We start from the raw sequence: 12,451 nt of genomic DNA, 5'->3' as shown, positions 1-12,451 counted from the left end.
GGGCATGACGGAAACACGAACCGACGCAGCGCCCGGGATCCTCGTGACCGGCGCCTCCGGAACGGTCGGACGCCACCTGGTGCCCCGGCTCACCGCCGCCGCCGTACGGGTGCGGGCGCTGACCCGGGACGCGGAGCGGGCCCGACGGGCGGGGGCCGTCCCGGGGGACCTGCGCGACCCGCACTCCCTGGTGGCCGCAGCGCGGGGCGCCGCGGCGGCCTTCCTGATCTGGCCGTTCCCGACCGCGGACGGCGCGGCACGGGCGGTGGAGGCGCTGGCCGGGCAGGTCGGCCGGATCGTCTACCTCTCCTCGGCCGCCGTGCGGGACGTCCCCGGGGCCGGACCGCACTCGCCGGGGCGGCCGGACGGCGAGATCGAGGCGCTGCTCCTGCGCAGCGGCGTGCGGCACACCGTGCTGCGGCCGTACGGCTTCGCCGCCAACGCGCTGCGCTGGGCCCCGGAGATCCGCGCCGACGGGGTGGTACGCGGGTTCGGCGGGCAGGCCGGGCTCAACCCGATCGACGAGCGGGACATCGCCGAGGTCGCCGCCCGGGTCCTCACGGAGGACGGCCACGACGGCGCCCGCCACGTCCTGACCGGGCCGCACTCGCCCACCCAGGCCGAACAGGTCCGGATCATCGGCGAGGAGGCGGGGCGGCCGGCCCGCTGGCAGGAGATCCCGCGGGCGGCCGCCCGGGACCGGATGCTGGCCGGCGGATGGCCGGCCCCGATCACCGACGGCGCACTCGACTTCCTGGCCGCCCGCATCGACGACCCGGAGCCGGTCACCGACACCGTCCGGGAGATCACCGGGCGGCAGCCGCGCGACTTCCGGGCCTGGGCGGCCGAGCACGCCGCGGAGTTCCGGTGAGCGGCGGGCGCCCGCTGCCCGCCGAACCCCCCGCACGGGAAGGGCCGCCGCCCGGGCCGCGGTCGCGCCTCATCCGTCGAAGTTGGACCAGAAGATCCCGACGCCCGCGCCGTTCTCGTCCCGGCCGACCAGGATGCTGTTCGCGGTGGCGTAGCGGGTGGGGAAGACCAGGGCGTTCGCGCCACTCGCCGGGTCGACGACGACGTCGAGCACCGGGGTCCGGGAACCGCTCTCCTGCTGGGCCCGGAACTCGGCCACGGCATGGGCCTCGGGCGTCGCGGCCTCGGCGAAGCCGGTGGTCCGGCGCAGCGCGGCGCCGATGGTCAGGTTGCCCGGAGTGCCGGAGTAGATCGCCGAGGCGTCCTCGCTCAGCAGGTTGACGTCGTCGGACGCCTCCTCCCAGCTTGCGTCCACCAGCGCCCGGGGCGTGGTGCCGGCGGCCACCAGCGCGACCGCGGTGACGTCGGCGCCCCGTTCGTCGTCCCAGTCGTGCGCCAGGTACACCTCGTGCGGCCCGTCGGCGACGACGGAGAACGTGTAGAACTCGGCGCCGTCGAGCCCGCACACGGCGATGCCCCCACGGCTCAGCAGCCGCCCCGCCGGTGTGAACTCGCCCTGGTAGTCGTGCGAGTCGTTCGCCCGCAGGACTTCCTCGATGGCTTCGATCATCTTCATGCGGGCGAGTGTGCCACCCGCTGCCGACAGGCCGTGGGGCGGCGTCCGCTCCGACGGAGGTGAGCGGCCGCGGCGACCGCGACCACCGGCCCCCGCCCCGATCGGACCGCGGGGGCGCGGCGAGGCGCATGGCCGCCGGTTCGCGGTGGTCCCGTGGCGCCACGGCGGGCCTGACCACCGGAGCGGGCGTCAGGCGGCGCGGCTCAGGCGGGCCAGCGCAGCACCGCGCCGAGGCCGCCGGGTGGGCCGTCGGCGAGTTCGGGGACGAGGACGGCCTCGGCGCCGGAGGCCGTGGCGGAGCGCAGCAGGGCGTCGACGGCGGGGGCCTGGGCCGGGTGACGGACGCCCATGTCGCGCAGGTCGGCCCGGTGGACGCCGAGGTGCTCGGGTTCGGGACCGGTCCACACCGGGCGCTCGGGGTCGTGGCCGCCGGTCTGGAGGAGCAGCGCGGCGAGCTGGTGCTGCCGGGCGGCACTCAGTACGGCGGGGATGCCCTGGGCGGCCTGGCCGGGCGCGGTCTGGGTGCCGGCGGCGTCGGTACGGTGGTCGCCGGGCCGGCCGACGCCGGTGTGGAAGGCGTCGAGCAGCTCGGCCAGGTGCCGGGCGCGGTGCCGGGCCCAGGCCTCGCCGAGACGGCGCTCGAAGGCCTCCCGGGAGGTGCCGGCGGCTCCGGTGCCGCCGTCCAACTCAAGGGTCACCGCACGGAGTCGGGGTGGCAGCCGGTCGTGGACGGCCCGGCGTTCCCTGGTTCCGCCGGTGAGGACGAGCAGCTGGGCGCCACCGCGCGGCCAGGTCCGGCCGAGGTGTTCGGCGACGATCCCCGCAGTGCGTTCCCAGGTGTCCTCGACCCGGTGCCGGTAGTGCCACTCGTAGCGGTCGGCGGGCGGGGCGCGGTGCCCCCGGCCCTGCCACTGCGGGCCCTCGACGGTGCCGATCGGCGCGCCGCGCCCGAGTTCGTAGCGTTCCAGGTCCGCCCCGGTGCGGTCGACGGCGGCGACCAGGCAGGCGGGCACCGCGTCGTCCAGCAGGCCGAGCAGCGGACCGGTGTGCGGGAGCGGGGCCCAGGTGGCGGCGACGTCGGGCGGGGAGGCGGCGAGCGGGACGTCCAGCGCCACCTCGCCGTCCGCCGCGAACAGCGCCCGCCCGGGCGGGGACCCTGCGGCGGGTGCCGCGGCCAGGTGGTCGCGGACGGCCGCGCGGGCGGAGTCGTCGGCCCCGGCGTCGGCCAGCCGCTGGACGGCGGCGCGGTCGAGCAGCGCCCGGCGCCGGGCGGCGTCCTCGGTGGCGCGGGAGGTGTCGAGGTACACGGTGGCCCAGGGGCCGGGGCGGTCGAGCAGCGGGGTGAGGATGGCGAGGTCCATGGTGGCCTCCCGGGACGGGGTGCGGGGTCGGTGGGCGGGGCCGACGGGCGGGGCCGACGGGGGCGCGCCCGTCGGCCCCGGCCGGTGCTCAGTGTCCAGGCCGGTGCCGCATCCGGCCGCCCTGGGTGGCGGCGCGCTGCTCCGCCTCGGTGAGGTCCGTACGGCCGGTGAGGTCCGTCAGGTCCGAATGCGCGGAGAGGTCCGTACGCTCGGGCTGCGTGGCGCGCGCCGCGCGTGACGACCGCCGGACCCGCCCGGACAGCCGGATCATCGCGAGGCCGAGGCAGAAGAGCAGCGCCAGCGCGACGCCGGCGAGGAAGACGCTCAGGCTGTTCAGCACCACCAGGTTGCTGCCGAGGATCGTCACCTGGTAGTCGGGCCCGCCGGAGAGGTTGTCCGCGATCAGCAGTCCGACGAACGCGCCGGACGCCGCCATCAGCAGAAGTCCCAGCAGCAACATGGGGATCCCTTCCGTCCTGGTCTCGGCCCCCTCGTCCGCTCGCGCCTACCCACCCCCGGCGGCCCCTAACAAACGCCCTGAAAACCGCACTGACAACCGCCCGGAGACCCGCCCGGGGACACCCAGGCCGTCGCGACGAGGCGGCGCGGGGCGGCCCGGGCGGGCGGGCCCCAGCTGGGCTTGCCGCCGGGGCGGCCGTGGACCCCGGCGTCGCCGACCAGGAGGCAGGAGAGGGCGCGCAGCACCGCCCAGCCGCGAGCCCGACGCAGGGTCGCGGCGTCCGCGGCGTCCGCGGCATCCCCGGCGAGAGTTTTCAGGTGCGGTCGGGCACCAGTGGTTTTCCGGCGGGTTCGCAGACCAGTCGGGGTGCTGGTGTACGACATGCCGCTTTTGGCGTAATCGGGGCGCGCGGGCCGTTCGGCCGTCACGCTGTGCGTGTTCATCGCGGTCCGGTCAGCGAGACCGCTGGTGCACAGGTCGTGTGAGGTGTCGTCCCGGGTCCCACCGCTACCAGGCCGCTCAGGAAGCCTTCTTCCCGACGCGGACATGACGGAGCGGCGACCTCATGAGCCGGCCTGGAGTACCTCGGGGAGCGGCTACCGGCATCGGCGCTTCGGGGGGACGGGTGCCGGCGGTGACAGGTCGAGGGAACGTCTGGCCTCTGTGCCGGCCCGTTGGTAGAACGCGTGATCCATCACCCCGAGGCCTCGCCTCAAGCCAGGACGCCAGGAGACACCAGTGATCAGACACCGCGCCCCGAGTCACCTCCCCTCCGGAGTGGGGGCAGGACGAAGCGAAGCCCGCTCAGGCGTCCGCACTCGTGAGCGGTTGCAGCGGGCAGGGGCCGTAGCAGGACTGTTCGCGGCATTGTCCGGTACGGGACTGTCCCCCGCCGTCGCGGCACCGACGGGGGCCGCGCCGGCCACCACTCCGGTGCGGACGCAAGGAACTGACCCGTCGTTCACCTTCAGCTTCACCGGGGCCCCACAGAGCCTCACCGTCCCGGCGAACGCGGTGGTCACGATCACCGCCGACGGCGCCGGCGGCGCCGACAACACCGGCACCCCCTGTTCCGTCACGGGGGCGGGAGGGACGGGGGCTCGGGTGGTGACCACCCTCCCGAAGACGACCGTCCCGATGACGTTCACCATCGACGTCGGCGGCACCGGCGGCAAGGGCTGCAACGGCAACGGCACGGGTGGTGCCGGCGGGTTCAACGGCGGCGCCCCGGGCGGGACCTACCCGGCCAGTGGTTTTCAATACGAAGGAGCGGGTGGAGGCGGGGCGTCCAGCGTCAGTGCGGGCGGCTCCCTGCTGGTGGTCGCCGGGGGTGGCGGTGCCGCCGGCGGCACCGGAGCGAGCCGCGCGGGAGGGAACGGGGGCAACGGCGGAACATCGGACGCCACCGGTGGTACCGCGGGAAGTGCCACCGGTCCCGGGGCTTCGCCGGGGCAGGGCGGGGGCGGCGGCAGCACCAGCACCACCACCGGGGGCGCCGGCGGGGCCGGCGGCAGCGTTTCGTTCTGTGGGGTTACGAACGGTGGGTCGGGGAGCGGGTTCTCCGGTGCCGCGGTCGGTACCGGTGGCGCCGGGGGCAGCATCGGCGCCGGCTGCGCCCTCACCATCATCGGTGCCGGTGGGGGCGGTGGGGGCGGGTACTTCGCCGGCGGTGGCGGCGGCAGCGGCGCCGTCAACAACCTGGGCACCGCGGCGAGCGGGGGCGGGGGCGGTGGGGGCAGCAGCTTCGCCACCCCGTCCGGTACCGGCACCGGCTACAGCGCCTCCACCATCGGGACGGCGAACAACAACGGCCGGGTGACCATCACCTACACCGTGGGCCAGCCGGTGACCACCTTCCTGAACGCGATCCCGCGCAACACCCGGGTCGGGCGGCCGGTCGTGCTCAACGACCTGGTCTGCCCCGCCGGGGGTTCCACCACCACGCCCACCGGCACCGTCACGTTCACCGACACCACCACCCAGACCACCCTGGGCCGGCCCCGCCTGTTGTTCCTCTCCCTGGGCCGCTGCGCCGCCGGCGGGCTGGTCACCGCGTTCCGCACCCCCGGCACGCACACCATCACCGCCGTCTACAGCGGCGACTCGGTCTACCAGGACAACAGCGCCAACCCCGAAAGCATCACCGTGACGGTGAGCCCCTGATCCCGGAGCGCCGCAGCACCACCGGTAGGCACGTCACCGCGAGGGCCCAGCCGGGCCGGCCACGCCCCGGGCGGCCTCACCACCATCAACCGCGACAAGCACTGCTGCCACCACAAGTAACGGCGTGACACCAGACGGGGCCGGCGAGGATGAACTCGCCGGCCCCGTCTCCGTTTCGACGGGCAGGCCGACAGTCGGCCCGGTGGCCGCGAAGCAACCCGCTTGCTGCTATTCGGTCTGGACGGCGATCAGGCAGGTGTCGTCGTCGGTGTCGGCGGGGCTGAGTTCCAGCAGCCGGTCGAGGTACAGCTCCAGGTCCGGACCGGGGGCGCCGGCCGCCCGGAGCAGCTGTTCCACCGACTCCTCCACCGGACGGTCCCGGCGTTCGACCAGCCCGTCGGTGTAGAGCAGCAGGACGTCCCCCGGGTCGAGCCGGGCGGTGTGCTCCTCGTACTCGGCGTCGTCCAGCGCGCCGAGCAGCACGCCGTGCGGCAGCGGCAGCACCTGGGCTCCGTCCGCGCCGAGCCGGATCGGCGGCAGGTGGCCGGCCCTGGCCCAGCGCAGTTCGCCGCCGAGCGGGTCCAGCAGCACGCACACGGCGGTCGCGGTGACCTGGCCGGGTTCGCGCAGGGCGACGGTGTTGGCCCAGGCCAGCAGCCGGCCGGGGCCGGCGCCGGTGACGGCGAGGCCGCGCAGCGCGTGCCGCAGTGCGACCATCCCGGTGGCCGCGCCGACGCCGTGCCCGGCCACGTCCCCGACCGCGAGCAGCACCCGCCGCTCGGGCAGCACCAGCACGTCGTACCAGTCCCCGCCGACCCGGTCGCGCTGGGCGGCGGGCCGGTAGCGGACGGCGGCGTGCAGGCCGGTGACCCCGAGCGGGGGCGGGGCGGCGGGCAGGATCGCCTGCTGCAGCCGCAGTGCCAGTTGCTCCCGCTCGGCCGACTCCTGCTCGCTGTCGGCCAGCCGCTCCCGGGTGGCGCCGAGCGCGACCTCCGTCCAGTGCTGGGCGGAGACGTCGTGGTAGGCGCCGCGGACGGCGACCAGCCGGCCGGTCTCGTCGACCTCCGGCTCGGCGATCACCCGGGTGAAGCGGTGGGTGCCGTCGGGGCGGTCCAGCCGGACCACCGCGGAGGCGGTGCGGTGGTGGTGCCGGACGGTGTCCAGCAGGCGCCGGATCGCCGGCCGGTCGTCCGGGTGGGTGTGCCGCGCGAGGCGGTCCAGCGGTACGGGCGGCGCGTCCGGCGGCAGCCCGTACAGCTCGCGCAGCCCGTCGCTCCAGCGGATCCGGCCCTCGGCGGGGCGCTCCTCGAACCCGGCCACCCGGGCCAGCCGCTGGGCCTGGCGCAGCAGGGCGACGCGCTCGTCCTCCTCCCGTTCGTCGTCCAGCTGCCAGCACACCAGCAGCCGGCCGCCGACCGGGACGGCCGAGAGCAGGACGGCCACCGGGACGGCCGGGCCCTGGTCCCGGAAGGCCAGCCGGACCCGCTCGGCGGTCGACGGCACGCCCGTCTCGTAGGCGCGCAGCAGGCGGTCGAGCAGCCCGGCGGCGCAGGCGACGGGGTACGTCTCCAGCAGCGAGGCGCCCTCCATTGCCTCGCGGGGCCGGCCGAGCGGGTCGCGGAACCTGGCGTTCACCCGCAGCACCGTGAAGTCGGCGATCCGGTCGGCCCGGACGACGGGGGCCAGCAGCAGCGCGGGGGTGAGCAGCCCGTCCAGGAGGGCGCCGGCCTGCTCGGGGGCCACGGGCTCGGGGGGCCTGCCGAGCAGGGTCGTGCAGAGGTCGGCGAGGGCGTACAGCTCGCGGCGCTGGGCCGGGCCGAGCACGGGGACGGAGCCGGCGGCGGGGTCCGGGCCGGCGGCCGGCCAGAGCAGTTCCAGCGCGCCCCGGCGGCGGCGCCGGTCGAGCAGCGGGAGGACGGCCCGGGCGGCGCCGGCGCCCACCGAGGGGCCGTCCGTCTCCGGCTCGCCGGGCCACAGTTCGGCCGCGCCGCCGACGACCCGCTGCGCCGGGGTGGGGACGCCGGGCGGCACCCGGGCCCAGTCGGCGGCCTCCTCGGCGGAGAGCCCGGCGTGCGCGGCGAGGGCGAGCGCGCCGCCGGGCAGGCGCTGCCAGACGGCCACGGCGCGGACGCCGAGCGCCGTCGCGGCCTGGTCCAGCACGGCCCCGGCGGCGTGCTGCAGGTCGGGTGCGGCGGCGAGCGCGGGCGCGACGGGCGGGCCGGCTTCGGGCGGTTCGGCGACGGGGAGGCCGAAGGCCGCGGGCCCGGGCCCGGCGCCCGCATCGAACCCCGGCTCCGGCTCCGGCAGCCCCGCGATGTCCGCCGCCAGCGCGAGCACCGGCACGCCGGCCTCCCGGGCCAGCCGGGCGAGGTGTGCGGCGGCCTCGGTGACCGGCAGGCCGAGCCGCTCGGCCAGGATGCCGGTGGCGAGGTCGACGGCGGCCCTGGTCCGCGCCTCGGCGTGGGCCCGGGAGGTGGCCGCCTGGAGGCGGCGGACGGTCTCGGCCAGGGCCCGGGCGGTGCGTTCCGCGGCCTCCTGGGCGGAGGACTCCTGCCCGGCGGTCACGGCGCACTCCTGATCCGGGGCAGAGTGCCCGGGCACTGATCTGCGGCACCCGCGCGCCGGGCCGCGGTTCCCCCACGCCGAGGAGCGGTCATGACGCGCCCAGCCAGTGCCGCATCCGCTCCAGCAGCCGACCGGTGTCGACCGGCTTGGTGACGTGGTCGTCCGCACCGGCGGCCAGGCTGCGGTCCCGGTCGCCGGGCATGGCCTTCGCGGTGACGGCGACGACCGGCAGCCGCTCGAAGCGCGCGTCGGCGCGGATCGCCGCGATGGCCGCGTAGCCGTCAAGCCCTGGCATCATGACGTCCATCAGCACCAGGTCGGTCTCCGGGTGGCCGCGCAGCAGGTCGAGCCCGGCGCGGCCGTCGGCGGCGTGCAGGATGCTCAGCCCGTGCCGTTCCAGGGCGGCGGTGAGCGCGAAGACGTTGCGGATGTCGTCGTCGACGATCAGTACGGTCCGTCCGGCGAGCGGCCCCGTCGGGGCCGGGGCCGCGGGGGGCCGTTCGCCGGGCGCGGAGCTCTCGCCGCCGAGCGCCCGGATCACCCGCACCCGCAGCTCGTCCAGTCCGCCGACCTGCTCGACGCCCTCGGGCGGCGCGCCGCCGGGCCCGTACCCGAGCGCCGGTGTGCCGCCCGCCGCGAGTTCGCCGAGCAGCGGGGCGAGGCCCGCGGAGCCGACCAGGTCCAGCAGGACGCACCGGTACGGCCCGCCGGTGAGCGCGGCCCGCAGGCCGGCCTCGTCGCCCACCCCGTCGACCCGCACCGCCGTTGCCGTCCCACCCTCCGACGCGCCGCCCGGCGAGGAGGCGCCGCCCGACACCGACGCGCCGCCCGGCGAGGTCTCCAGGGCACCGACCGCCGCCCGCGCGAGCTGGGTGAGCAGCCCCGGCGGGTCGGGCTCCACCACCAGGACCCGCGCCTCGGCCCCGTCCGCCGCGGAGTCCCCACCCGCCGTCGCCTGCTCGCCCAGCGGCAGGTACAGCGTGAACCGGCTGCCCTGCCCCGCCGCGGAGCGGACGGTGATGGTGCCGCCGAGCAGCCGGGCGAGTTCCCGGCTGATCGACAGTCCGAGGCCGGTGCCGCCGTAGCGCCGCGCGGTGGAGCCGTCGGCCTGCTGGAAGGCGCCGAAGATGGTGTCCAGGTGGGCCGGGTCGATGCCGATCCCGGTGTCGTCCACGTGGAAGGCCACCGCGGCGTGGGTCCGGCCGAGTCCGGGCGGCACTTCCGCCTCCTCGACGCGTTCGATCCGCAGCTCGACCCGGCCGGTGTCGGTGAACTTGACGGCGTTGGAGAGCAGGTTGCGCAGGACCTGGCGCAGCCGCGCCTGGTCGGTGACGATCCGCTCCGGCACGGCCCGGTCGACGGACACCTCGAAGGCGAGCCCCTTCTGGTCGGCCAGCGGCCGGAACCCGGACTCCACGTACTCCAGCAGTTCCCGCAGCGCGAAGGACTCGATGGCGAGTTCCATCTTCCCGGCCTCCACCTTGGAGAGGTCGAGGATGTCGTTGATGAGCTGGAGCAGGTCGGTGCCGGCCGAGTGGATCACGCCCGCGTACTCGACCTGCTTAGGGGTGAGGTTGCCTCCGCTGTTCTCGGCGAGCAGCTGGGCGAGGATGAGCAAGCTGTTCAGCGGGGTGCGCAGCTCGTGGCTCATGTTGGCCAGGAACTCCGACTTGTACATCGAGGTGCGGGTCAACTCCCGTGCCCGTTCCTCCAGTTCCTGACGGGCCTGCTCGATCTCCAGGTTCTTCGCCTCGATGTCCCGGTTGCGCTGGGCGAGCAGTGCGGCCTTGTCCTCCAACTCGGCGTTGGAGCGCCGCAGTTCCTCCTGCCCGTCCTGCAACTCCTCGGACCGGGCCTGGAGTTCGGCGGTGAGCCGCTGGGATTCGCCGAGCAGCTCGTCGGTGCGGGCGTTGGCCAGCAGGTTGCCGAGGTTGACCCCGCAGGCCTCGGCGAACTGGCCCAGGAAGTCGCGGTGCACCTGGGTGAACGGGTGGACGGAGGCGAACTCCATCACACCGATCAGCCACTCCTCCAGGGCGATCGGCAGGATGACCACCGAGCGGGCGTCGGTGCCGCCCGTGCCGGAGGAGACGGTGGCGTAGCCGGGCGGCAGGTCGTCGACGGTGACGGTCCGCCGGGTCCGGGCGGCCTGGCCGACCAGGGACTCCCCCAGGCGCAGCCGCAGGTGCTCCCCCGCCGGGCGGCCGTAGGCGCTGATCAGGGCGAGTTCGGTGCCGTCCGCGGCCTCCTCGGCGAGGAAGAACGCGCCGTACTGGGCGCCGACCAGCGGGGTCAGCTCGTCGGTGATCATCCGGGCGACGGCGCGGATGTCCCGCCGGGCCTGGATGGCGGCGGAGAAGCGGGCCAGGTTGCTCTTGAGCCAGTCCTGCTCCAGGTTGGCCCGGGTGGTCTCGCGCAGCGATCCGACCATCGCGTTGATGTTGTCCTTGAGGTCGGCGACCTCGCCGGAGGCGTCCACGCTGATCGAGCGGGTCAGGTCCCCGGCCGCGACGGCGCTGGTGACCTCGGCGATCGCCCGGACCTGCCGGGTCAGGTTGCCGGCCAGCTCGTTGACGTTCTCGGTGAGCCGCTTCCAGGTGCCGGAGACGCCCTCCACCCGGGCCTGCCCGCCGAGCCGGCCCTCGCTGCCGACCTCCCGGGCCACCCTGGTCACCTCGGCGGCGAAGGAGGAGAGCTGGTCGACCATGGTGTTGACGGTGGTCTTGAGCTCCAGGATCTCGCCGCGCGCGTCCACGTCGATCTTGCGGGTCAGGTCACCGTCGGCGACGGCGGTGGTGACCTGGGCGATGTTGCGCACCTGGCTGGTCAGGTTGTGCGCCATGAAGTTGACGTTGTCGGTGAGCGCCTTCCAGGTCCCGGCGACGTTGGGCACCCGGGCCTGGCCGCCCAGGATGCCCTCGGTGCCGACCTCGCGGGCCACCCTGGTCACCTCGTCGGCGAAGGCGGAGAGGGTGTCCACCATGGTGTTGATGGCGTCGGCGAGGGCCGCCACCTCGCCCTTGGCCTCGACGGTGATCCTCCGGGAGAGGTCACCACGCGCCACCGCCGTCGCCACCTCGGACATCGAGCGGACCTGGCCGGTCAGGTTGGAGGCCATGACGTTGACGTTGTCGGTGAGGTCCTTCCACGTCCCGGAGACGCCCCGGACGGTGGCCTGGCCGCCCAGGTTCCCGGCGGTGCCGACCTCCCGGGCCACCCGCGTCACCTCGTCCGCGAACGAGGACAGCTGGTCGACCATCGTGTTGATGGTCTCCTTCAGGTCCAGGATCTCGCCGCGCGCGTCGACCCGGATCTTCTGGGTCAGGTCGCCCTCCGCGACGGCGGTGGTCACCTCGGCGATCGAGCGGACCTGGGCGGTGAGGTTGTCGGCCATGACGTTGACGGACTCGGTCAGCGCCCGCCAGGTGCCGGAGACGTCCCGGACGTCCGCCTGGCCGCCGAGCCGGCCCTCGGTGCCGACCTCCCGGGCCACCCTGGTCACCTCGGCGGCGAAGGAGGACAGCTGGTCGACCATGGTGTTGATGGTCGTCTTGAGCTCCAGGATCTCCCCGCGGGCGGCGACCGAGATCTTCTGGGTGAGGTCCCCCTCGGCGACGGCGGTCGCCACCTGGGCGATGTTGCGCACCTGCCAGGTCAGGTTGCCGGCCATCGCGTTCACCGAGTCGGTCAGGTCGCGCCACGTCCCGGCGACGCCCGGCACCTGCGCCTGGCCGCCGAGCCGCCCGTCGGTGCCGACCTCCCGGGCCACCCGCGTCACCTCGTCCGCGAACGAGGACAGGGTGTCCACCATGGTGTTGACGGTGCTCTTGAGCTCCAGGATCTCGCCGCGCGCGTCCACCTCGATCTTCTGGGTGAGGTCGCCGCGGGCCACCGCCGTGGTGACCTGGGCGATGTTGCGCACCTGCCAGGTCAGGTTGCCGGCCATCGCGTTGACCGCGTCGGTCAGCTCCAGCCAGGTCCCGGTCGCGTCCGGCACCTGCGCCTGGCCGCCGAGCCGCCCGTCGGTGCCGACCTCCCGGGCCACCCGCGTCACCTCGGAGGTCACCCGGGCCAGCTGGTCGGCCATGCCGTTGAAGACCGCGGCGATCTCCCCCATTACCCCCGGCCGGTCCGGGGAGAGCCGGGTACGGAAGTCCCCGTCGCGCACGGCGGTCAGCCCGGCGAGCAGCTGCCGCAGCGCCTGCTCGGCCGGGTCGGACGCGGGGGCTCCGGCTACCGGGTGCTCGTCCATCCGTCCACCGTCCGGATCGCTCGCACGGCCGGGGTGCGCCGTCCGGGCACCTCGGCACCGAGGGCGGCGGGTCGCCGCCCTGCTCCCACTGTGCCACCGCGGGC

The 12,451-nt window shown here is 75.6% G+C and carries 7 protein-coding genes and 1 pseudogene; 2 read left to right on the top strand and 6 right to left on the bottom strand.

Going from position 1 to position 12,451, the window contains the following annotated elements; all coding sequences use genetic code 11:
* Nucleotides 1-4: 4 nt before the first annotated feature.
* The gene (locus ACGF0D_RS28810) at nucleotides 5-871 is read left to right on the top strand and encodes an NAD(P)H-binding protein (protein ID WP_392877370.1); all 867 of its coding nucleotides are present in this window, start codon (nucleotides 5-7) and stop codon (nucleotides 869-871) included.
* A gap of 69 nt (nucleotides 872-940) precedes the next feature.
* Here ACGF0D_RS28810 and ACGF0D_RS28805 read toward each other — a convergent pair whose 3' ends face one another.
* From ACGF0D_RS28805 to ACGF0D_RS28790, 4 genes and pseudogenes are all read right to left on the bottom strand, one after another.
* Nucleotides 941-1,546 (bottom strand): hypothetical protein, encoded by a 606-nt coding sequence (locus tag ACGF0D_RS28805; protein ID WP_392921137.1) that lies wholly within the window; start codon nucleotides 1,544-1,546, stop codon nucleotides 941-943.
* A gap of 203 nt (nucleotides 1,547-1,749) precedes the next feature.
* On the bottom strand, nucleotides 1,750-2,907 hold the full coding sequence (locus ACGF0D_RS28800; protein WP_392921134.1) for a hypothetical protein: 1,158 nt from the start codon (nucleotides 2,905-2,907) through the stop codon (nucleotides 1,750-1,752).
* Nucleotides 2,908-2,995: 88 nt separating this feature from the next.
* On the bottom strand, nucleotides 2,996-3,367 hold the full coding sequence (locus ACGF0D_RS28795) for a hypothetical protein (protein WP_392921132.1): 372 nt from the start codon (nucleotides 3,365-3,367) through the stop codon (nucleotides 2,996-2,998).
* Between the two features lie 65 nt (nucleotides 3,368-3,432).
* Nucleotides 3,433-3,648, bottom strand: a pseudogene (locus ACGF0D_RS28790) (hypothetical protein); the annotation flags it as partial.
* A gap of 586 nt (nucleotides 3,649-4,234) precedes the next feature.
* Here ACGF0D_RS28790 and ACGF0D_RS28785 point away from each other — a divergent pair.
* Nucleotides 4,235-5,530 (top strand): Ig-like domain repeat protein, encoded by a 1,296-nt coding sequence (locus ACGF0D_RS28785; protein WP_392921129.1) that lies wholly within the window; start codon nucleotides 4,235-4,237, stop codon nucleotides 5,528-5,530.
* Nucleotides 5,531-5,758: 228 nt separating this feature from the next.
* Here ACGF0D_RS28785 and ACGF0D_RS28780 read toward each other — a convergent pair whose 3' ends face one another.
* Entirely contained in the window at nucleotides 5,759-8,095 is a 2,337-nt protein-coding gene (locus tag ACGF0D_RS28780) for a PP2C family protein-serine/threonine phosphatase (RefSeq protein WP_392921127.1), read from the bottom strand.
* 88 nt (nucleotides 8,096-8,183) lie between these two features.
* On the bottom strand, nucleotides 8,184-12,347 hold the full coding sequence (locus ACGF0D_RS28775) for a HAMP domain-containing protein (RefSeq protein ID WP_392921124.1): 4,164 nt from the start codon (nucleotides 12,345-12,347) through the stop codon (nucleotides 8,184-8,186).
* Nucleotides 12,348-12,451: the final 104 nt, after the last annotated feature.

The sequence above is a fragment of the Kitasatospora sp. NPDC048298 genome (assembly GCF_043201465.1).
Taxonomy (GTDB): Bacteria; Actinomycetota; Actinomycetes; order Streptomycetales; family Streptomycetaceae; genus Kitasatospora.
The sequence above is the reverse complement of the archived record's forward strand: the minus strand, read 5'-3'. Positions and strand labels throughout refer to the sequence as shown.